Genomic DNA, 20,404 nt, shown 5'->3' with positions numbered 1-20,404 from the left:
GCGCCGTCCCGGCGGACAGGGAGAGTTGTCTCGATGCGAGTTTGGAGTCGCGCGGTCGCGGTGCTCGCCGCCGGCGCGGTCGTGGTGGCCGGAGTGCCGGCGATCGCCGGCACCGTCACCGTCCGGGACGCCGGCGCCACCGGGCGCGGCGGCGCGGAGACGTTGGGTGGCAGCGCGGCGATCGGCGCCGCCCGTACGGTCGCCACCAGGGCGCAGATCACCCCCGGGGACACCCGGCTGGTGCCGTCCACGCCCCGCACCGACACGCCGCAGATCACCAACGGCGAGATCACCGACATCGAGGTGATCGGCAACCGCGTCTTCATCGCGGGCACCTTCACCTCGATCGCGAACGTCGGCGGGACGGCGATCGCCCAGAAGTCGCTGGCCTCGTACAACCTGGACACCGGGAAGGTGGACACCGGCTTCCGGCCGACCATCGACGGCGCGGTCGCCGCCGTGGAGGCGTCGCCGGACGGGTCCTCGCTCTACATCACGGGCTCGTTCAACACGATCAACGGGGTCACCAAGCGCAAGATCGCCCGGCTCAACCCGACCACCGGCGCGCCGGTCGCGGCGTTCACCGCGAACGCGAGCGCGCGGGGGACCGCGCTGGCCGTCAGCCCCACCGCCGTCTACGTCGGTGGTCAGTTCGCCACCGTCAACGGCGTCGCCCGCAGCGGCCTGGTCGCGCTCAACCCCACCAGCGGCGCGGTCGACACCGCGTTCAACCTGCCGCTCACCGGCGGCATCGGGGTGGGCGGCATGCTCACCGTGCAGCAGCTCAAGCTCACCCACGACCGCAGCAAGCTGCTGGTCGTGCACACCGGGCGGCAGATCGCCGGGCAGGACCGCTACGGCGTGGCCCTGATCGGTACGGCCAGCAAGGCCCTGCTGCCCTGGCGTACCCGGCTGTGGGAGGACAACCTGTCCTTCGTCGGCGGGATCCAGCGGGTCTTCGGCGGCGACATCGCGCCGGACGACTCGTACTTCGTGGTCACCAGCGGCTCGGGCGGCGACCGTCCGCCGATCAACGACACCGCCATCGCGTACCCGTTGACCGGGAACGACCACGTCGAGCCGCTCTGGATCTCGCGGCACTTCGACAGCATCTACTCCGTCGCGATCACCGCCACCGCCGTTTACGTCGGCGGGCACTTCAGCTGGCAGGAGTCGCCCACCTCGAACGTGCCGTGGCCCGGCCTGGACAACGTCGGCTACGGCACCGGTCAGGGGCTCAGCGGCTACGGCCTCGGCGACCAGGTGGTGCGCCGCGACCACCTCGGCGCGCTGGACCCGATCACCGGCACGGCGTTGGAGTGGAACCCCGGCTCCAACTCGTACGAGGGGGAGAAGGCGATGCTGGCCACCTCGCGCGGCCTGCTCGTCGGCGGTGACGGCAACACCAAGGGTGGCAAGACCACCGGCCGGGTCGCGTTCTTCGACCTGTCCAGGGAGCCCGCGCCGGCGCCGCTGGACACCACCATCACCACGCCGATCGAGGGCGCGGTGAAGCAGGCCGGCGAGTCCTTCGCCATCGGCGGCCAGGCGCTCGCCCCGGCCGGCGTGGCCAAGGTCCAGGTGGAGATCCAGGACCGCAGGAGTCGCAAGTACCTCCAGGACGACCTGACCACCTGGGGCGCGTCGAACAGTGTCCTCGCGACGCTGGCCAGCCCGAACGCGACCTCCACCACGTGGACCCTGCCGGTGTCCCTGCCCGCCGGCGAATACCAGTTGCAGGCGAAGACGTTCGACCGGAACAAGGCCGGCGACACCACCAAGGCGATCAAGAAGATCGAGGCGTTCCGCTTCGACGACCTGCCGCCGTCGACCCGGATCAGCTCGCCGGTCGCCGGCCTGCTCGCGACGAAGAGCTTCGTCGCGACCGGCACCGCCACCGACGACAAGGGCGTCAACGCGCTGGTCTACTCGTTCCGCACCTCGGACAACCGCTACCTGCAGGACGACGGCACCGTCGCGCCGGTCTACAACACCTTCCGGGGTGAGCCGGACGTGATCGGCGCGGTCTCCACCACCTGGCAGTTCGAGGTGACGCTGCCGGCCGAGGGGCAGTGGCGGATGGCCGCCACCGCCGTCGACACCGCCGGGCAGAGCGACCTGCGCGGCGACACCCGGGACTGGACGGTCTCCGCGACCGGCGTCCCGCCTACCGTGGCGATCACCGCGCCGGTGGCGATGACGCCGCCGACCGCCGCCGCGCCGCTGACCGTCGCGCCGGGCGCCACGGTCACGTTCGCCGGCCGGGCGAGCGACGACGACGCCCTGAAGTCGGTCGAGATCTACCTGCGCAACAACACCACCCGCGAGGCGCTGGCGGCGGACGGCACCTGGGGGGCCGACTCGGTGGCCGCGTACCACCGGATCTCCCCGTTGAACCTCGACGCGGCGACGTTCGACTGGTCCTTCACCACCGTGCCGCTCACCCCGGGCGTCTACGACTTCCGGGTACGCGCCACCGACAAGCTGGGCCTGACCACGTCCACCGGCAACCTGGGCCGGCTCACCGTCACCGCCCAGGTGCCCGGCGACGCCTTCCCGAACGGGCTGCTCAGCTTCACCGGCGTGAACCAGGACGTCGACCGGCTGCACCTCGACCTGAGCGGCAGCGCCACCGACGACAAGGGCGTACGGGCGGTCCGGGTGGCGCTGCGCGACCTGGACACCGGCCGGTACGTGCAGCCCAACGGCACGATGGCGGCGGCGTTCGCCACCGTCGACGCGACGCTGGCCGCGCCCGGCGCGACGAGCACCGCGTTCACGCTCGCGATCGACCTGCCCACCAAGGGCACGTTCACCGTGGAGGCGTGGGCCGTGGACACGGCGGGGCAGCAGGACGGGTCGACCACCGGCGCCACCGCCCGGTACCTCGTCTACCCGGGTGACCTGGACCCGAGGCTGGAGCCGAGCGTCACCCCGGTCGAGGGGCAGGCCTACACCGGCGGCCGGATCGTGGTGAGCGGCCGGGCGGTCGACGACGTCGGGATGCAGCGGGTGGAGCTGCAGATCGCGAACACCGCCGGGCAGGGGATGAACGCGTCCGGCACGTTCAGCAAGCCGGGCACGGCGGGCAACTACCCGTGGATCGCGGCGTTCCTCACCAGCCCGGGCTCGCCGGGGTCGAACTTCGCGTACACGTCACCGGTCATCCCGGCCGGCACGTACACGGTGACGATCCGCGGCATGGACAACCACGGGCAGTACCAGCAGCCGCCCCGTACCGTCTCGGTGACCGTGACGGACTGAGCCGGTCGGTCGCGGGCCGGTCCGCGTCGGGGTTTCCCGACGTCGGGCCGGCCCGCGGTCGTGTCAGGGACGGATGAGGCACATCCCGGCGGCGGTCGGACGGTCCATGGTGGCCAACGCCTGCGGCGCCGCCGCGAGGTCGATGGTGCGGGTGACCAGCTCGCCGGGGCGCAGCACCCCGGCGGTGACCAGGCGCAGCATCTCCGGGTAGGCGTGCGCCGGCATGCCGTGGCTGCCGCGCAGCTCCAGTTCGTACGCGATCACCAGGTCCATCGGCAGGGCGGGCCGGCCCTGCGCCGCGGGCAGCAGCCCGACCTGCACGTGCCGACCCCGCCGGCGCAGGCTCTCGACGGAGGCGACGCAGGTGGCGTCGCTGCCCAGCGCGTCGAGCGAGAGGTGCGCGCCGCCGCCGGTCGCCTCGCGGACCGCGGCGGCCACCGCGCCGGGGCCGCCCAGCGCGGCGCCGTCGAGACAGACCGCGGCCCCGCAGCGCCGGGCCAGCTCCAGCGCGGCGGGCGCCACGTCGACCGCCACCACCCGGGCGCCGCTCGCCGCCGCGATCATCACCGCGGACAGGCCGACCCCACCGCACCCGTGTACGGCCACCCACTCCCCGGCGGCCACCCGGCCCTGCCCGACCACGGCCCGGAACGCGGTGGCGAACCGGCAGCCCAGCGCGGCGGCGGTGAGGTCGTCCAGGTCGTCCGGCAGCCGGACCAGATTGACGTCGGCGTCGCGCACGGCCACGTGTTCGGCGAACGACCCCCAGCCGGTGAAGCCGGGCTGGGTCTGCCGCTCGCAGACCTGCTGGTCGCCGGCGAGGCAGGAGGGGCAGCGTCCGCAGGCGCAGACGAACGGCGCGGTGACCCGGTCGCCGGGCCGCCAGCCGCGCACCTCCGCGCCGACGGCCACGACCACGCCGGCGAACTCGTGCCCGGGCACGTGCGGCAGGCGGATGTCCGGGTCGTGGCCCTGCCAGCCGTGCCAGTCGCTGCGGCAGAGCCCGGTCGCAGCGACCCGCACGACCACCCCGTCGGGCGTCGGCGCCGGATCCGGCACCTCCCGGACCTCCGGCGCCACCCCGAACTCCTCGATCACCACCGCGCGCACCTCCCGATCCTGCCACCCCCGCCCCTCACCGCCGGAAGGGAGGCGCAGGGGGCAAGGGGCGGGGTGCAGATTGCGCGGGAGCGGCAGAAATATATCGATGTCCACGGATGTTGACGCGTGTTCGTCCGATAGCGCACGGTAAGGAAAGTGACCGGTACGTCAGGAGGCGGCCATGCGACTGGATCCGTTCACGGGGGCCTATCTCACCGACCCGTCCGGCGTGTGGGCGCGACTGCTGGCCGACGGCGGCGGGGTGCACCACGACGACGAGCTGGGGCTGTGGCTGATCACCCGGCACGCCGACGTGCGGCGGGCGCTCGCCGACGCGCGTACGTTCGGCAACGCCCTCACGCTCGCCCCGGTCTACGACATGTGCCCCGAGGCGTTGGCGCTGGTCGCCGAGATCGACGCCCCGCCCACCACGGCCGCGGCGGACCCGCCGGTGCACCCGCGCACCCGTCGGGCGCTGCGCGTCACGTTCGCCAACACGACCGAGCGGGTCGAGCAGCGGTACGGGCGGATCGTCCGGCGCCGGGTGGACGAGCTGGTGGCGCGGCTGGCCGCGCGGGCCGGCGAGCGGGTGGACCTGGTCACCGGGTTCACCGCCGAGCTGCCGCTGCTGGTGCTGCTCGACATCCTCGGCGTGCCCGCCCGGGACGTGCCCCGGATCCGGGCCTGGGCGGACGGGCAGATCGCGTTGGTCTGGGGGCGGCCGGACCCGGCCGAGCAGGTCCGTCTGGCGGGCGGGCTGCTGGAGTTCTGGCGCTACTGCCAGGACCTGGTCCGGCGCCGGCTCGACGACCACGGCGCGAACGGTCGAGGCGGTGACGACTACGTGGACGAGCTGTTGGCGTACCGCGGTGGCGACGACGCGGTCCTCACCGTCGCCGAGGTGTCGAGCATCGTGTTCAACCTGCTGGTGGCCGGTCACGAGACCACCGCCGGGCTGCTCGCCCACGCCCTCGACCACGCGCTGGCCGACCCGGACCGGTGGCGGGCGCTCGCCGAGCGGCCCGACGAGGTCGCGGCCTTCCTCGCCGAGACGCTGCGCTTCGCGCCTGCCATCGACGGCTGGCTGCGGATCACGAACCGGCCGGTCACGCTCGGTGGCGTCACGATACCGGTCGGCGCGCGGTGCCTGTTGCTGATCGGCGCCGCCAACCGGGACCCGTCGGTGTTCCGGCACCCGGACCGGTTCGACCCGGGGCGGCCGGACGCGCACGACCACCTCTCGTTCGGGCACGGGCCGCACTTCTGCATCGGTGCGGCGCTGGCCCGGCTGGAGGCGGGTGTCGCCCTCACCCGCCTCGCCTCGGCGTTGCCCGGTCTGCGTCCGGCGCCTCGCGGTGACCGCGTCTTCCGGCCCAACCTGGCCTTCCGCGCGCACCGTGGCCTGCCCGTGGTGGTGGATCCGGCGGTGCGCTCCGAGTCGCGTCCGGCGGCGTGACCGCGCGCCGATGGGGACGTCGACCGGCCACCGTCGACGGACACGGAGCGCAGTCGTGTCTTCACACCCGCGCGTCCGTGGGTTAAGAATGACCCCCTGCGAACGCCCAGTCATCACCCGCCCTCGATCTGCTGCCGGCGCCGCTCCGGCGTCGCGAAGGTGAGCACATGGATCGCACGCCCGCGTCGAACGCCGATCCCGCCGCCGCCAGCCGGCAGTTCCGGGCCGAGCTGCGCCGCTGGCGGACGCGACGCGGCCTGACCCAGCGGACGCTGGCGGAGCGGGTGCGGTTCAGCCGGGAGACGGTCGCGGCGGTCGAGTCGGGCCGGCGCTTCGGCAGCCAGGAGTTCGCCGTCCGGTGCGACGAGGTGCTCGCCACCGGCGGTCGGCTGGCGGACCTGTGGCCGCGCGTCGCGGCGGAGCAGTTGGCCGCGGACGGGCGGCGGGGGCCGCGGTCGGCTGAGGTGGCGGGCTGGGAGCCGGCCGGTCCGCCGCCGGCTCCGCGGCGCGACCCCCGCGATCCGCAGGCCGTGGTGGCGGCCATCGACGAGCTGCGGGAGCTGATCGGCCAGGTGCTCGCACAACCCGGGTCGGAGGGCCAACCGCCGTCGGCGGCCGGCCGGCACTGACCTCCGCCGCCTCCGGATCCCCGGGTACGCCCCCGGCGTCGCCAACTCCGGGTACAGATGCTGGTACGGCCTGTTTGTACCACGAGCGGGTCTGGCCTCCGCGCACGTCGTCCGGCGCAATGGGACGTGCAATCCGCAAATGCAGATAGAACTTTGCCGATCAGTGCGGGGAGTCAGCAGTGGCGTCGAGCACGAGGTCCCACGCGGCCCGACCCTACCCGACCCGCCGCCGCCGGTGGCGGATCGGCGGCCGGATGCGCCTCATCGTGGCCGCGCCGCTCGTCGCCGTGATGGGCTTCGCCGGCCTGGCCCTCACCGAGAGCGCCCGGCAGACCTCCCGCGCCAGCGACCTCGGCCTGCTGGCCCAGCTCGGCGCCGAGGCCGGGGACCTGGCCCACCGGTTGCAGTACGAACGGATCGTCGCGGCCGACCTGCTGACCCGGGGCGCCCCGGAGCAGCAGGACGCCTTCGCCGACGCCACCACGGCCACCGACGCCGCGGTCGCCGGCTACCGTCGCCGGCGCGCCGAGGTGCCGTCCGGCGCCGCCGCCGAGCGGGCCGTGCTGCCGCGGATCGACGCGGCGCTGGACAGCCTCGCCCCGCTGCGCGCCCAGGTGCGCACCGCCGAGCGCGCCTCGGTGTCGGCCATGACGTTCAGCTACCGCATCGTCATCGCCGACCTGCTCGGCCTGCGCGAGAGCGTCACCCTCGGCGTGGTCAACCCGCGGATCGCGGACGGCATCCGGGCCTCGGCCGCGCTGTCCAAGGTGGCCGAGGCGGTCGGCCAGCAGCAGGTGGCGGTGCTGCGGGCGGTCACCGCCGGCCAGGTGACGCCCGCGTTGCAGCAGGACATCACCGCCGCCCGGACCGGTGTCACCGAGGCGAGCCTCGCGTTCCTGGCGTTGGCCCGGCCGGCCTGGCAGGGCTGGTGGGAGCAGGCCGGCAGCGGCGAGAGCGCGCTGCGGCTGCAACGGCTGCTGGACCAGGTGGCCCGCACGGCGGCGGGCGACCGCCTGGAGCTGGATCTGGGGACCTGGCTGACCGCCACCCAGCAGTGGGCGGTACGCCTGGCCGAGCTGCGCCTGCGGGTCGACGGGACGGTGCTCGACGACATCCGCGCGGCCCACACGGACCAGCGGCGGCGCACCGTCGTCGAGGCCGCGGCCACGGTGCTGGCCCTGCTGCTGACCGCGCTGGTGACCTGGGCGGTGGCCCGCCAGATCACCCGGCGGCTGCGGCGGCTGCGGGACGCGGCGAACGCGGTCGCGTTCGAGCGACTGCCCCAGGTGGTGGCCCGGCTCCAGGAACCGGACAGCGCCTCGGTCGACCCGGACGAGCTGGCCCGCCGGCAGGCCGTCGACACGCTGGAGGTCTCCGGCGACGACGAGATCGGCGAGGTCGGGCAGGCGTTCAGCGCGGTGCATCGGGCGGCCGTGCGGACGGCGGCGGAGCAGGCGGTGATGCGGGCCAACACCGCGGAGATCTTCATCCACCTCAGCCGCCGGGAGCAGCGTCTGGTCGACGCGGTGCTGGCCCAGGTGGACCGGGTCGAGCGGGACGAGACCGACCCCGACCGGCTGCACCAGCTCTACGCGCTGGACAACCTCGCCACCCGGATGGGCCGGATCAACGCCAGCCTGCTCGTACTGGGCGGTGTGGGCGTCGGCCGGGTACGCCACCACGACGTGCCGTTGCCCCAGGTGCTCCAGGCCGCGCAGAGCCAGATCGAGCACTACGCCCGGATCCGCCTCGGCCTGGTCGACGGCGACGTCGCGGTCGCCGCCGAGTCCGTCGACGAGGTGGTGCACCTGCTCGCCGAGCTGATGGAGAACGCCACCGGCTACTCCCCGCCGGCCACCGAGGCCTGGGTGACCGGCCGCAGCCTCGGCGACCGGGTGATCGTCCAGATCAGCGACGAGGGCGTCGGGCTGCCCCCGCACCGCCGGCAGCAGCTCAACGACCTGCTCGCCCGGCCGCCCGCCATCGACGTCGCCACCGTCCGGGCGATGGGGCTGGTCGTGGTGGGGCAGCTCGCCACCCGGCTGGGCGCGGCCGTCCAGCTCCGGTCCGGACCACGCCGCGGCACCATCGCCGAGGTGGCCCTCCCGGCCGCGTTGACCCGGCCGCTGCCGCCCGAGGAGTTCCTGCTCAGCCCCGAGCGGCCGTCCCGGCGGGCGGCACGCACCACGGTCGCGTACCCGCCCGGGCGGGCCACCGTCGCGCCCGTCGCCCCGCCGGCGCCGCAGCCGTGGGCCGGCGGACCGGCCGCCGAGCGGGCGCTCCCGGTCGCCCCGGTGTTCCGGGCCGCGCCCGGCGGCGGCGCCCCGCCGACCGAGGAGCCGGTGATCTTCGCGCAGGTCAACCACTGGTTCCAGGGCGACCGGCCGGGCGTCGACGGCACGCCGTGGTCCGGTCCCGCGGACGACGCCTGGCAGTCGGCGGCGCGGGTCGACGAGCCACGGGTCGCCGGCACCACCACCTCCGGGCTGCCCCGGCGGCAGCCGCAGGAGCACCTGGTGCCCGGCGGTGTCCCGGCGCCCCGGCCGGCCACCGACCACCGGGACCCGGCCCGGGTGGCCACCGCCATGGCCGCGTACGCCCGCGGCGTCGCCGGCCGCCGGGCCAACCTGATCACCCACTGACCCGACGAGGGAGTGCCCGTGACCGACCACCAGGATCTCGGCTGGCTGCTGGACGCGTTCGCCGAGCGCGCCACCGAGGTCAGCCATGCGATCGCCATCTCCAGCGACGGCCTGATGGTGGCCGCCACCCGCGGCCTCCCGCCGGACCGGGCCGACCAGCTGGCGGCGACCGGCAGCGGGCTGGTCAGCCTGCTGCGCGGGGCGGCGGCGTTCTTCGACGCCGGCGCGGTGATCTCCAACGTCACCCAGCTGGAGGGCGGCTTCATGTTCTCCATGGCTTTCAACGACGGCGCCTCGCTGCTCGTCCTCGCCGACCCGAGGTGCGACGTCGGCAAGGTCTCCTACGAGATGACCGAGCTGGCGAACCGCATCGGCGACGCGCTCACCCCCGCGGCCCGGGCGGCCCTGAGCCGCGGCCGCTGACCGCCGGCACCCCGCCGGATCCATCCCCCTCGCACAGGAGAGACACCATGTCCCTGACCCTGCCCCGGCGCAGCCGTGCCCGCACCGCGGCGCTGCTCGCCCTCGTCCTGCTCGCGGCGCCCGCCTGCGCCGAGGACCGGCCCGGCGGCGGCGCCGACGCCACCGTCCGGATCGGCCTGCTCGCGTCCCTGTCCGGCACGTACCAGGCGGTCGGCAAGGACATCCGCGACGGCTTCCAGCTCTACCTGTCCACCCACGACGGCAAGCTCGGCGGCAAGAAGGTGGAACTGGTCGTGGCGGACGAGGGCAACGGCGCGGCGACCGCCGTGCCGGCCGCCACCAAACTGCTCAAGCAGGACCGGGTGGTGGCGCTGACCGGCATCGTCGGCGGCGGCTCGGTGGCCGCGGTCTATCCGCTGCTCAACGAGACGAAGGTGCCGTTCGTCGGCTCCAACGGCCGGCCGGAGATCAAGGACGTGTCCCGGGTCTGGCACACCTCCTACCTCTCCGACGAGCCGGGCGAGGCGATCGCCCAGCACGTGCGCGACGACGTCAAGGGCAGCGTCTACGCCATCGGCCCGGACTACCAGGGCGGCTGGGACGAGCTGCGCGGCTTCACCGAGGCGTTCGCCAGGGCCGGCGGACGGCTCGCCAACCCGGACGGCAAGACCACGTTCACGCCGTTCCCGGCGACCACCAACTTCACCCCGTACTTCGCCCGGATCAAGGCGTCCGGCGCGGACGCGGTCTACACGTTCTACGCCGGCAGCGCCGCTGTCGACTTCGTCAAGCAGTACGCCCAGTCGGAGATCAGGGACGTGCCGCTCTACGCCGCCGGGTTCCTGACCGAGGGCGGCGTGCTCGACGCGCAGGGCGACGCGGCCCGGAACATCTACTCGGTGCTGAACTACTCGCCCGACCTCGACAACGCCGAGAACCGGGCGTTCGTGGCCGCCTGGAAGGCCGCGCACGACGGGTCCCCGACGACCTACGCGATGGCCTCCTACGACGCGGCGGCGGTGCTGGACCGGGCGGTCGCGGCGGCCGGCGACGACCCCACCCCGGAACGGGTCAACGCCGCGATCGGCCAGCTCGGACAGATCGCCAGCCCGCGCGGCACCTGGCAGTTCTCGCCGACCACGCACGCGCCGGTGCAGAAGTGGTATCTGCGCCAGGTCCGCCAGGACGGGCGGGCGCTGTCCAACACCGTGGTGGGCGACCTCGCCACCGTGGGCGGATGACCGGCGTGCCGGTCGACCCGTACGTGGTGCCGGCGCTGGACGGTGTCGCCTACGGGCTGCTGGTGTTCGTCGCCGCGGCCGGGCTGGTGCTCTGCTTCGGCGTGGCCGGCATCCTCAACCTGGCGCACGGCACGCTGTTCGCCGTCGGCGGCTACACCGCCGCCGCGCTGCTCGACGGCGGCTGGCCCAGCCTGGCGCTGGCGCTGCTCGTCGGCGTGGCCGCCGCGACCGCCGCCGGCGCGCTGGTCGCGGTGCTGCTCACCCGGGCGGCGGCGGCCGACCACCTGACCCAGGCGCTGCTGACGTTCGGCGTCGCGCTGGTCGGGGGGAGCCTGCTCGTCGGCGCGTTCGGCCCGGACGACCCACCGGTGCGGGTGCCCGCCGCGCTGGACGGGTCGGTGACGGTCGCGGGGCACCGCTACGCCGCGTACCGCCTGGTCTTCATCGTGGTGGCCACGCTGCTCGCGGTCCTGCTGCACCTGGTGGTGCGCCGGACCCGGGCCGGCATGCTGGTGCGGGCGGCGGTCGACGACGCGGAGATGGTCGCCGTGCTCGGGGTGAGCCCGACCGTGGTGCGGGTCGGCGTGCTCGCCGCCGCCGGGGCGCTGGCCGGGGCCGCGGGCGTGCTCGGCGCCCCGATCATCGGCCCGGGACCGGACACCGCCGACGGGGTGCTGCTGCTGTCGCTGGTCGTGGTGGTCCTCGGCGGCCTCGGGTCGATGACCGGCACGCTGCTCGCCGCGCTGGCGGTCGGCCAGATCCAGACGCTCGGCGTCGCGCTCGCCCCGTCGGCGGCCCCGTTCCTGCTGTTCGCCGCCATGGCGGTGGTGCTCGCCGCGCGGGCGCGCCGGCTGGCCACGGCCCGGCGGGCGACATGAGGGACCGGGCCGTACGGGCGCTGCGCGGGCTCGTCGGGGCGGCCGTCCTGGCCGGGCTGGTGGTCGCGCCGTGGGCGGTCGACGACTACACCGTCGCGCTGCTCGCCCGCACGCTGGCGCTCGGCCTGGTCGCGGTCGGCGTGGCGCTGCTGACCGGGGTCGCCGGGCTGCCCACGCTCGGGCAGACCGCGCCGTACGCGGCCGGCGCGTACACCGGCGTCGTGGTCGGCGGTCAGCTCTCCGACGTGGGGCCGGTGCAGCTCGTCGTGGCGGCGGCGGCCGGGGCCGCGCTGGCGGTGGCGACGCTGCCGCTGGTGGTCCCCGCCCGGGGCGTGGTGCTCCTGATGATCACGTTGGCGGTCGGCGAGCTGGCGGTGGTGCTCGCCGGTCGGTGGACCGCGGTGACCGGCGGCACCGACGGGCTCGCCGGCATCGCCCCGACCCGCCCGCTGTGGGGGCTGCCGCCGCTGGCCACCGACCGGGCCCGCTACCTCTACACGTTGGTGGTGGTGGCGGTGCTCGCCGGGCTGGTGCTGCTGGTGCTGCGGACCCGGGTGGGGCTGCTGCTGCGGGCCGGCCGGGACGACGAGGCGCGGCTGCGGGCCAGCGGGCACCGGGTGTCGGCGCACGTCGCGGGCGTGCACGTGGCCGCCGGGGCGATCGCCGGCGCGGCCGGCTCGCTGCTGGTCACCGCCCAGCAGTACGTCTCGCCGGCCGACTTCGGCTTCGACACCTCCGCGTTGCTGCTGCTCGGCGTGGTGGTCGGCGGCACCGCCTCGGTCGGCGGCGCGCTGGTCGGCGCGGTCCTCGTCGTCGCCGCCCGGGACTGGCTGTTCGGCGCGCTGCCGGGGCAGGCGCCGCTGGTGCTCGGGCTGGCGTTCGTCGCCGCCGCGTATCTGCTGCCCACGGCCCGCCGGCCGCGCCGGCGCCCGGCGGCGCCCGCACCGGGGGAGCCGCCCGCCGCCGGGACGCCCCGGCCGACCGTCACCACGGGGGTGGGCGCGTGACCCCGCTGCTCACCGCCGAGGCGGTCACCGTGCGCTACGGGTCGCTGGCCGCGCTGGACGGGGTCGACCTGCGCGTCGCGCTCGGCCAACGGCACGCGCTGATCGGGCCGAACGGCGCGGGCAAGACCACGCTGCTCGACGTGCTCGCCGGCGCCACCCGGCCGGCGGACGGCCGGGTGCGCCTGGCCGGGCGGGACGTCACCCGACTCGGGCTGGCGGCCCGGGCCCGGCGCGGCGTGGGCCGCATCCACCAGCGTCCCGCCGTCTGGGGTTCGCTGACCGCGCGGGAGAACGTGCTGGTCGCCGCGTTGCCCCGGGCCGTCCGCGCGGGGCGGTGGCATCCGGCGGCGCGGCGACGGGCGGCCGGGCGTACCGCGGACGCGCTGCTGGCGCGGGTGGGCCTCGGTGATCTCGCCGCCGTCCCGGCGGGGCAGCTCGCCCACGGGCAGCGCCGGCAGGTGGAGATCGCGGTGGCGCTGGCCGGGCGGCCCCGGCTGCTGCTGCTCGACGAGCCGGCCGCCGGACTGTCCGCGGTGGAGGTCGGCTGGCTGGCGGAGTTCCTGCGCGGGCTGCCCCGCGCGGTCGCGGTGCTGCTCGTCGAGCACCGGTTGGACCTGGTCTACGCGCTCTGCGACACGGTGACCGTGCTGCGCGACGGGCGGACGCTCGCCACCGGTTCGCCCGCCGAGATCCGCGCGTCCGGCCCGGTCCGGGAGGCGTACGCGGAGGGGGTGACGTGATGCTGCGCATCGACCGGCTCTGCGCCGGCTACGCGGGCGGCACCGTGCTGCACGAGGTGAGCCTCGACGTGCGACCCGGCGCGGTGCAGGCGGTGGTGGGCCGCAACGGCGCGGGCAAGAGCACGCTCGTGCACTGCGTGGCCGGGCTGGTCCGGCCGCAGGCCGGGCGGATCGAGATCGGTGGGGTGCCGGTGGCCGGCCGGCAGCCGCACCGGATCGCCCGCGCCGGCGTGGGGCTGGTGCCGCAGGGCCGACGGGTGTTCTCCCGGCTGACCGTGGCCGAGCACCTGGTCCTGGCGGCGGCGCCGTGGCGTGCGGCCACCCCCGGCGGCGAGGGTTGGACCGTGGCCCGGGTGCTGGACCTGCTGCCCCGCCTCGGCGCCCGGCTGCGTCACCGCGGCGACCAGCTCTCCGGTGGCGAGCAGCAGATGCTGGCGATCGCCCGGGCGCTGCTCGGCCAACCCCGCGTGCTGCTGCTCGACGAGCCGTGCGAGGGGCTCGCGCCGGACCTGGCGGCGCGGGTGCGGGAGCTGGTCGGGTCGCTGGCCCGGTCCGGGTTGACCGTGCTCCTGGTCGAGCAGCAGGTGCGGCACGCGGTCGCGGTCGCGGACCGGATCGCCGTGCTGGAGTACGGCCGGGTGGTCTACGACCGACCGGCCGACGAGGCCCGGGCCGACCCGGGCGCGGTGGCCGCGCTGCTCAGCGTCGCCACGGTCGCGGAGCCGCCGGCTCCCCGGCCCCGGTCCGGCTCCCTGGCGGCGCCGGGACCGCGAACCGACAACCCGGGACAGGAATGAGGAGCGATGCCGACCGACGCCCCCGAGACCGACTACGCCTTCGACACCGGTGCCGCCGACGCGGTGCCCCAACTGCGCGCCCTGGAGTCCTTCCTGGACCCGATCACCACCGACCGGATCGCGCCGCCGCTGCTCACGCCGGGCGCCCGGTGCTGGGAGGTCGGCGCCGGGGGCGGCTCGGTCGCCCGGGCCATGGCCGCCGCCGTCGGCCCGTCCGGCCGGGTGGTGGCGACCGACCTCGACCTGGCGCACCTGCGCCCGGCCGGGAACCTGGAGGTACGCCGGCACGACGTGCGCCACGAGCTGCCGCCGGGCGACCCGTTCGACCTGGTCCACGCCCGACTGGTGCTGCTGCACCTGCCGGAGCGGCGCCGGGTGCTGCGTACCCTGGCCGGCGCGTTGGCGCCGGGCGGATGGCTGGTGGTCGAGGAGTTCGACTGCACGGCGCCGCTGCGGGTGCTGACCGCGCCGAGCGACGACGCGGCGAAGCTGTTCGCCCAGGTGACCGACGCGATGCTCGGCATCCTCCAGGGTCACGGCGCGGACCTGGCCTGGGCGCAGGACGTGCACGCCCAGCTGACCGCCGCCGGGCTGGTCGACGTGGACACGGTCGTCCACGCGCGCAGCTGGCCCGGCGGCTCGCTCGGCGCGTCGCTGTACGGCACGAACTCCCGGCAGCTCGAACCGGAGCTGCTCGACGCCGGGCTGTCGCCGGGTCAGCTGGACGCGTTCCGCCGGCTGCTGCGCGACCCGGCCTTCGCGGTGATGTCCTACCAGCTCGTGTCGACGCGGGGGAGACGCGCCTGAGGGCCGCCGGTCACAGTCGCCGGCCCCGGGCGTCCCGCGCGACGATGCCGTCCAGCGGGGTGCCGGGGGCGAGCGACGCCGGGTCGAACCAGAAGATCACCACCCGCTGGTCCTCGCTCCACCGGGCCAGCCGCGCGTCGACCTGGCGGCCGTCGACGGTGCCGACGATCCGGGCGGCGGGGCCGACGAAGTAGCCGAACGTGGGCAGCGGCAGGTCGGCGGGCACCCGCCGCCGCTGGTCGTACCCGATCTCGTGAAACCCCGGCCGGCGGTCGCTGCCGGCCACGTCGTTGACCAGGTAGTCGGAGACCAGCTCGCCGGCGGGGCGGCGGCGGCCGGCGACCAGCCCGACCGTCACGCCGGGCACCCGGGGCACGTCGACCGGGACGAAGTAGAACACCCGTTCCTGGGTGCCGTACCGGAGGCCGCTGTCCACGACCGCCCCGACCGGGCGCACCGGCGCCGTCGTCGGTCCGGGGGTGGCCTCCGGGCTGGGCGTGGCGGCGGGCACCGGGGCGGCCGGCCGCGTCGGGGTCGGTGGCGGCGGGCCGGTCCGGGTGACGACGTCGGCCGCGCCGAGGACCACCGCGAGCACCGCGACCGCCGCCGCGCCGGCCCCGGCGACCCGCCGGCGACGGCGCAGCCGCCGGCCCCGGCGCATGATGTCGGCGAGGTCGGGACCGGTGCGGTCGGTCCGCTCGGTGGCCCGCAGGACCCGGCGCAGTTCCTCCACCTCGTTCACCGGCACGTCCCCTGCGGTTCCGGCGCGGTCAGGCCGGCGCCGCGCAGCTTCTCCAGCGCGCGGGAGCCGGTGCTCTTGACGGTGCCGACCGACACGTCGAGTTCGCGGGCCACCTGGGCCTCCGGCAGGTCGAAGTAGTGGCGCAGCACGACCACGGCGCGCTCGCGCGCGGTGAGCGTGCCCAGCGCGGTGAGCAGCCAGCGCCGGGTCGCGACCTCGTCCGCCACGTCGCCGCGGTGCTGCTCCGGCAGGTCCTCGGTGGGATATTCGCGAATCGGCCGCCGCCACGTGTCGACGAGGTGGTTCACCAGCACCGTGCGCGCGTAGCCGTACGCGTCGCCGTTGCGGATCCGGGCCCAGGACGCGTACGTGCGCACCAGCGCGGTCTGGGCCGCGTCCTCGGCCTGGTGGTGGTTGCCGGTCAGCAGGAAGGCGGCGTGCTCCAGCCGCGCCGAGGCCGCCCGGGCGAACTCGACGAACTCGGCGTCACCCCGGGCCATGCCCGACCTCTTCCCGTCCCACCCCGACAAGGACGGGCGAGGTGGGGAAAAGGTTGAGTTCCCGACGGATCAACTTCGGCACCGGACCACCCGTCCTCCTCCCTGCGCGCCGACCGGGCGCCGAGGGGGGACGAGATGACCAGGATCGTGGACCGGACGCGCGGCGGCGCAACGATCGTACTGCTGGCCGGGTTGCTGGCCGGCTGCGTGCCGTCCGACCGGCCGGCGACCGACCGCGCGGTGGTCGCGCCCGCCGGGCCGACCGCCGCGCCGGCGGCCCCGGCGCCCGCGCGTCACCGGCCGGCGGCGATCGGCTACCCCGCCGACGGCGGCAACCGGTGGCGGTTCGCCGCGGCCGAGCCGGCCAGCTCCCGGGGTACGGGCCGGACGCTGCGCTACCGGGTGGCGGTGGAGCGCGACATCCGGGGGGTGCCGGTGGACGCGTTCGCCGCGCGGGTCACCGGCATCCTCACCGGCCCGGGCGGCTGGACGACCGACGGGCGGGTCACCCTGCGCCGGGTCGGCCCGGACCGGGCCGCCGACTTCACCGTCCACCTGGCCACCCCGGGCACCCGGGACGAGTTGTGCCGGGACGGGCCGGACGGCTACACCTCCTGCCGGCGCGGTGACCGGGTGGTGCTGAACGTGGCCCGCTGGGCGCTCGGCGCGCCGCCCTTCGGGCGAGACCTCGACAGCTACCGCCGGTACATGGTCAACCACGAGGTCGGGCACCGGCTCGGCCACGGCCACGAACGCTGCCCGGGCCGGGGACGGCCGGCGCCGGTGATGCAACAGCAGACGCTGGGCCTGCACGGGTGCACGCCGAACCCGCTGCCGTTCCTCGACGGCGAGCGGTACGCCGGCCGGTCCGGGGCGTACGCCGACCCGGTGCCGCCCCCCGAACCCGGCCGTCCGGGCTGAGCCGGACCGGGCGGGTGGTGCGGGTCGGCCGCCGGTGGTGCTTAAGTGGGGGCCATGCCCAACCCCGCGATCCTCACCGTCGACGACGACCCGGCCGTCTCCCGGGCGGTCGCCCGCGACATCCGGCGCCGCTACGGCGACCGCTACCGGGTGGTCCGCGCCGACTCCGCCGAGGCGGCCCTGGACGCGCTGCGCGAGTTGAGGCTGCGCGGCGAACAGGTGGCGGTGCTGATCGCCGACTACCGGATGCCGCAGATGAACGGCATCGAGTTCCTCGAGGCCGCGATGGACCTCTTCCCCACCGCGCGCCGGGTGCTGCTCACCGCGTACGCCGACACCGACGCCGCGATCAACGCGATCAACGTGGTCGACCTCGATCACTACCTGCTCAAGCCGTGGCACCCGCCGGAGGAGAAGCTCTACCCGGTGCTGGACCAGCTGCTGGAGGCGTGGACGGCCGACGGCGCCACCACCACCCCCGAGCTGCGCGTCGTCGGGCACCGCTGGTCGGCGCCGTCGTTCACGGCCCGGGACTTCCTGGCCCGCAACCTGGTGCCGTTCCGCTGGGTGCCCGCCGACGAGCCGGAGGGCGCCGGGCTGCTCACCGCCGCGGGCGTCACCGCGAACGACGTACCCCTGGTGGTGACCGCGGACGGCAAGTCGCTGGTGCAGCCGTCGGCGGCCGACCTGGCCGCGCAGGTCGGGCTGGCCACCACGCCGGCGGCCGAGTTCTACGACCTGGTGGTGGTCGGCGCCGGCCCGGCCGGGCTCGGCGCCGCCGTCTACGGCGCCTCCGAGGGGCTGCGGACGGTGCTGATCGAGCGGCGGGCCACCGGCGGGCAGGCCGGGCAGAGCAGCCGGATCGAGAACTACCTCGGTTTCCCGGACGGGGTCTCCGGTGCCCAGCTCACCGACCGGGCCCGTCGGCAGGCGCTGCGGTTCGGCGCGGAGCTGCTCAGCGCGCGCGAGGTGGTGTCGCTGGAGGACGCGGGCGGGGCGCGGGTGCTGCGGTTCAGCGACGGCAGCAGCGTCGCCGCGCACACCGTGGTGCTCGCCACCGGTGTCTCCTACCGGATGCTGCCGGCGCCCGGGCTGGCCGAGCTGACCGGACGGGGCTGCTTCTACGGCTCGGTGGCCAGCGAGGCGCCGAGCTGCTCCGGGTCGGACGTCTACATCGTCGGCGGGGCGAACTCGGCCGGCCAGGCCGCCGTGCACTTCTCCCGCTACGCCCGCCGGGTGCATCTGCTGATCCGCGGCGAGGACCTGACCCGGTCGATGTCCAGCTACCTGATCGAGCAGATCGCCCGGATCGACACCATCGAGGTGCACCCGTGCACCGAGGTGGTCGGCGGCGCCGGCGGCGAGCACCTGGAACGGGTGACGCTGCGGGACGTGCGCACCGGCGCGACCCGCGAGGTGGAGACCTCGTGGCTGTTCGTGTTCATCGGCGCCGAGCCGCGCACCGACTGGCTCGGCGGCGCGGTCGCCCGCGACGGCCGGGGCTTCGTGCTCACCGGCCCGGACCTGACCCGGGGCGGGCGCCGGCCGCCGGGCTGGGCGTTGCCGCGCGACCCCTACCACCTGGAGTCCAGCATGCCGGGCGTGTTCGCCGCCGGGGACGTGCGGGCCGACTCGGTCAAGCGGGTGGCCTCGGCCGTGGGCGAGGGCGCGATGGCGGTCTCGCTGGTGCACCGCTACCTGGAGGCGCAGTGAGCGCGAGGAGTGAGCCGGGTTCGCGAGCCCCGCAGTCGCGAACGAAGGAGGCCCAGTGAGCGCGAGGAGTGAGCCGGGTTTGCGAGCCCCGCAGTCGCGGACGAAGGAGGCCCGATGACCATGGACCGGCTCACCGTCGACGAGCTGCGGCGGCTCTTCCTGTTCGAGTCGCTCACCCCGGAGCAGCTGTCCCACCTGGCCGAGCACGGCCGGGTGGAGCGGCGGCGCGCCGGCGAGCCGGTCTACGTCGAGGGCGAGCCGGCGAGCTGCTTCTACGTGCTGCTCGACGGCACGGTCGCCATGCACCGCCGGGTCCAGGGCGACGAGGTGGAGCTGAGCCGGACCAGCCAGCCCGGCGTCTACGGCGGCGCGATGCAGGCGTACGTCGGGGACCCGGCCGAGCAGCGCTACCTGAACAGCCTCCGCGCGGTGACCGACTGCGCGGTGTTCGCCCTGCCGGCGGCGGTCATCGCGGACGCCATGCGCGGCTGGTTCCCGATGGCCACCCACCTGCTGGAGGGACTGTTCGTCGGGATGCGCAACACGCAGACCATCGTCGGCGAACGGGAGCGGCTGCTGGCCCTGGGCGCGCTGTCGGCCGGGCTCACCCACGAGCTGAACAACCCGGCGGCGGCCGCCGTACGGGCCACCTCGGCGCTGCGCGGGCGGGTCGCGAAGATGCGGCACAAGCTCGCCATGATCGCCGACGGGCGGTTGGACGGGCGGCGGCTGCACGACCTGGTCGCCCTCCAGGAGGAGGCGGTGAAGCGGGCCGCCGCGACGCCGGGCCTGTCGCCGCTGGCGGCCAGCGACGCCGAGGACGAGCTGGCCGACTGGCTCGACGACCACGGCGTACGGGGGGCCTGGGAGCTGGCCCCGACGCTGGTCGCGGGCGGCATCGACAGCGGGTGGCTCGCCCAGGTCGACGCGGCGGTCGGCGGCGACGACCTGGAGTCGGCGGTCCACTGGATCACCTACACCATCGACACCGAGCTGCTGATGGGCGAGATCGACGACGCGGTGACCCGGGTCTCCGGGCTGGTCGGGGCCGCCAAGCAGTACTCCCAGCTCGACCGTGCGCCCTACCAGACGGTGGACGTGCACGACCTGCTCGACGCCACGCTGGTCATGCTCCAGGCGAAAGTGCCGGCGGGCGTGCGGGTGGTCAAGGAGTACGACCGGAGCCTGCCCGCCGTGCCGGCGTACGCCGCCGAACTCAACCAGGTGTGGACCAACCTGATCGACAACGCGCTCGCCGCGATGGCGGGCGAGGGCACGCTGACGGTCCGGACCGGGCGCACCGAGGACCGGCTGACCGTCGAGGTCCGGGACACCGGTCCGGGCATCCCGCCGGAGGTGCGGCCGCGCATCTTCGAGCCGTTCTTCACCACCAAGGCGGTCGGCGAGGGCACCGGTCTCGGCCTGGACATCTCGTACCGGATCGTGGTCAACAAGCACCACGGCGACATCCGGGTGCGGTCGGAGCCGGGGGACACCCGGTTCGAGGTGCTGCTGCCGCTGACGCCGGCCTGACCGGCCGGAC

General features: G+C 75.5%; 17 protein-coding genes. 14 read left to right on the top strand and 3 right to left on the bottom strand.

The window, feature by feature from the left end:
* The first annotated feature begins 33 nt into the window (after positions 1 to 33).
* Positions 34 to 3,264, top strand: a complete 3,231-nt coding sequence (locus tag GA0070622_RS23575) for an alpha-2-macroglobulin family protein (protein WP_091578776.1) — start codon at positions 34 to 36, stop codon at positions 3,262 to 3,264.
* Positions 3,265 to 3,327: 63 nt separating this feature from the next.
* Here the strand turns inward: GA0070622_RS23575 and GA0070622_RS23570 are convergent, their stop codons facing one another.
* The gene (locus GA0070622_RS23570; protein WP_091578773.1) at positions 3,328 to 4,374 is read right to left on the bottom strand and encodes a zinc-dependent alcohol dehydrogenase family protein; all 1,047 of its coding nucleotides are present in this window, start codon (positions 4,372 to 4,374) and stop codon (positions 3,328 to 3,330) included.
* 172 nt (positions 4,375 to 4,546) lie between these two features.
* Between GA0070622_RS23570 and GA0070622_RS23565 the strand changes: the two genes are divergently transcribed.
* From GA0070622_RS23565 to GA0070622_RS23520, 10 genes are all read left to right on the top strand, one after another.
* Positions 4,547 to 5,821, top strand: a complete 1,275-nt coding sequence (locus GA0070622_RS23565) for a cytochrome P450 (protein ID WP_091578770.1) — start codon at positions 4,547 to 4,549, stop codon at positions 5,819 to 5,821.
* Positions 5,822 to 5,988: 167 nt separating this feature from the next.
* Positions 5,989 to 6,450 (top strand): helix-turn-helix transcriptional regulator, encoded by a 462-nt coding sequence (locus GA0070622_RS23560; protein WP_091578767.1) that lies wholly within the window; start codon positions 5,989 to 5,991, stop codon positions 6,448 to 6,450.
* Positions 6,451 to 6,629: 179 nt separating this feature from the next.
* Complete coding sequence (locus GA0070622_RS23555; RefSeq protein WP_141561900.1) at positions 6,630 to 9,092, top strand: sensor histidine kinase; 2,463 nt, start codon at positions 6,630 to 6,632, stop codon at positions 9,090 to 9,092.
* Positions 9,093 to 9,110: 18 nt separating this feature from the next.
* Positions 9,111 to 9,515: a roadblock/LC7 domain-containing protein gene (locus GA0070622_RS23550; RefSeq protein ID WP_091578763.1), complete on the top strand. Its 405-nt coding sequence runs from the start codon at positions 9,111 to 9,113 to the stop codon at positions 9,513 to 9,515.
* A 47-nt stretch (positions 9,516 to 9,562) separates the two neighbouring features.
* Positions 9,563 to 10,756: an ABC transporter substrate-binding protein gene (locus tag GA0070622_RS23545; protein ID WP_091578761.1), complete on the top strand. Its 1,194-nt coding sequence runs from the start codon at positions 9,563 to 9,565 to the stop codon at positions 10,754 to 10,756.
* Positions 10,753 to 11,634 carry a branched-chain amino acid ABC transporter permease gene (locus GA0070622_RS23540; RefSeq protein WP_091578759.1) on the top strand — a complete coding sequence of 294 codons (882 nt, stop codon included), beginning with the start codon at positions 10,753 to 10,755 and terminating at the stop codon, positions 11,632 to 11,634. The genes GA0070622_RS23545 and GA0070622_RS23540 overlap by 4 nt, the downstream gene beginning before the upstream one ends.
* Entirely contained in the window at positions 11,631 to 12,641 is a 1,011-nt protein-coding gene (locus GA0070622_RS23535) for a branched-chain amino acid ABC transporter permease (RefSeq protein WP_091578757.1), read from the top strand. Before GA0070622_RS23540 ends, GA0070622_RS23535 begins: the two co-directional genes overlap by 4 nt.
* A complete protein-coding gene (locus tag GA0070622_RS23530) occupies positions 12,638 to 13,381 on the top strand; it encodes an ABC transporter ATP-binding protein (RefSeq protein ID WP_091578755.1) in 744 nt (247 codons plus the stop codon). Before GA0070622_RS23535 ends, GA0070622_RS23530 begins: the two co-directional genes overlap by 4 nt.
* On the top strand, positions 13,381 to 14,178 hold the full coding sequence (locus GA0070622_RS23525; protein WP_091583828.1) for an ABC transporter ATP-binding protein: 798 nt from the start codon (positions 13,381 to 13,383) through the stop codon (positions 14,176 to 14,178). Before GA0070622_RS23530 ends, GA0070622_RS23525 begins: the two co-directional genes overlap by 1 nt.
* A 6-nt stretch (positions 14,179 to 14,184) precedes the next feature.
* Positions 14,185 to 14,985 carry a class I SAM-dependent methyltransferase gene (locus GA0070622_RS23520; protein ID WP_091578752.1) on the top strand — a complete coding sequence of 267 codons (801 nt, stop codon included), beginning with the start codon at positions 14,185 to 14,187 and terminating at the stop codon, positions 14,983 to 14,985.
* Positions 14,986 to 14,995: 10 nt separating this feature from the next.
* Here GA0070622_RS23520 and GA0070622_RS23515 read toward each other — a convergent pair whose 3' ends face one another.
* Complete coding sequence (locus GA0070622_RS23515) at positions 14,996 to 15,727, bottom strand: hypothetical protein (RefSeq protein WP_091583825.1); 732 nt, start codon at positions 15,725 to 15,727, stop codon at positions 14,996 to 14,998.
* Complete coding sequence (locus GA0070622_RS23510; RefSeq protein WP_091578750.1) at positions 15,724 to 16,227, bottom strand: SigE family RNA polymerase sigma factor; 504 nt, start codon at positions 16,225 to 16,227, stop codon at positions 15,724 to 15,726. Before GA0070622_RS23510 ends, GA0070622_RS23515 begins: the two co-directional genes overlap by 4 nt.
* Before the next feature lie 135 nt (positions 16,228 to 16,362).
* Between GA0070622_RS23510 and GA0070622_RS23505 the strand changes: the two genes are divergently transcribed.
* The 3 genes from GA0070622_RS23505 to GA0070622_RS23495 all read left to right on the top strand — a co-directional run bounded on the left by GA0070622_RS23505 (position 16,363) and on the right by GA0070622_RS23495 (position 20,394).
* Positions 16,363 to 17,148 carry a DUF3152 domain-containing protein gene (locus GA0070622_RS23505; RefSeq protein WP_091578747.1) on the top strand — a complete coding sequence of 262 codons (786 nt, stop codon included), beginning with the start codon at positions 16,363 to 16,365 and terminating at the stop codon, positions 17,146 to 17,148.
* Positions 17,149 to 17,202: 54 nt separating this feature from the next.
* On the top strand, positions 17,203 to 18,861 hold the full coding sequence (locus GA0070622_RS23500) for an NAD(P)/FAD-dependent oxidoreductase (protein WP_091578745.1): 1,659 nt from the start codon (positions 17,203 to 17,205) through the stop codon (positions 18,859 to 18,861).
* Between the two features lie 114 nt (positions 18,862 to 18,975).
* Positions 18,976 to 20,394 (top strand): ATP-binding protein, encoded by a 1,419-nt coding sequence (locus GA0070622_RS23495; protein ID WP_091578742.1) that lies wholly within the window; start codon positions 18,976 to 18,978, stop codon positions 20,392 to 20,394.
* Positions 20,395 to 20,404 lie beyond the last annotated feature (10 nt).

It is taken from the genome of Micromonospora sediminicola (assembly GCF_900089585.1).
Lineage (GTDB): Bacteria > Actinomycetota > Actinomycetes > Mycobacteriales > Micromonosporaceae > Micromonospora > Micromonospora sediminicola.
Note: the sequence above shows the minus strand (reverse complement) of the source record. Positions and strands in the feature narration are given on the sequence as shown.

Excerpts from the sequence above, each read along its gene's own strand:
- GA0070622_RS23575 (WP_091578776.1), top strand. The coding sequence starts at position 34 with ATGCGAGTTTGGAGTCGCGCGGTCGCGGTGCTCGCCGCCGGCGCGGTC.
- GA0070622_RS23565 (WP_091578770.1), top strand. The coding sequence starts at position 4,547 with ATGCGACTGGATCCGTTCACGGGGGCCTATCTCACCGACCCGTCCGGC.
- GA0070622_RS23560 (WP_091578767.1), top strand. The coding sequence starts at position 5,989 with ATGGATCGCACGCCCGCGTCGAACGCCGATCCCGCCGCCGCCAGCCGG.
- GA0070622_RS23545 (WP_091578761.1), top strand. The coding sequence starts at position 9,563 with ATGTCCCTGACCCTGCCCCGGCGCAGCCGTGCCCGCACCGCGGCGCTG.
- GA0070622_RS23540 (WP_091578759.1), top strand. The coding sequence starts at position 10,753 with ATGACCGGCGTGCCGGTCGACCCGTACGTGGTGCCGGCGCTGGACGGT.
- GA0070622_RS23535 (WP_091578757.1), top strand. The coding sequence starts at position 11,631 with ATGAGGGACCGGGCCGTACGGGCGCTGCGCGGGCTCGTCGGGGCGGCC.
- GA0070622_RS23525 (WP_091583828.1), top strand. The coding sequence starts at position 13,381 with ATGCTGCGCATCGACCGGCTCTGCGCCGGCTACGCGGGCGGCACCGTG.
- GA0070622_RS23520 (WP_091578752.1), top strand. The coding sequence starts at position 14,185 with ATGCCGACCGACGCCCCCGAGACCGACTACGCCTTCGACACCGGTGCC.
- GA0070622_RS23510 (WP_091578750.1), bottom strand. The coding sequence starts at position 16,227 with ATGGCCCGGGGTGACGCCGAGTTCGTCGAGTTCGCCCGGGCGGCCTCG.
- GA0070622_RS23505 (WP_091578747.1), top strand. The coding sequence starts at position 16,363 with ATGACCAGGATCGTGGACCGGACGCGCGGCGGCGCAACGATCGTACTG.
- GA0070622_RS23500 (WP_091578745.1), top strand. The coding sequence starts at position 17,203 with ATGCCCAACCCCGCGATCCTCACCGTCGACGACGACCCGGCCGTCTCC.
- GA0070622_RS23495 (WP_091578742.1), top strand. The coding sequence starts at position 18,976 with ATGACCATGGACCGGCTCACCGTCGACGAGCTGCGGCGGCTCTTCCTG.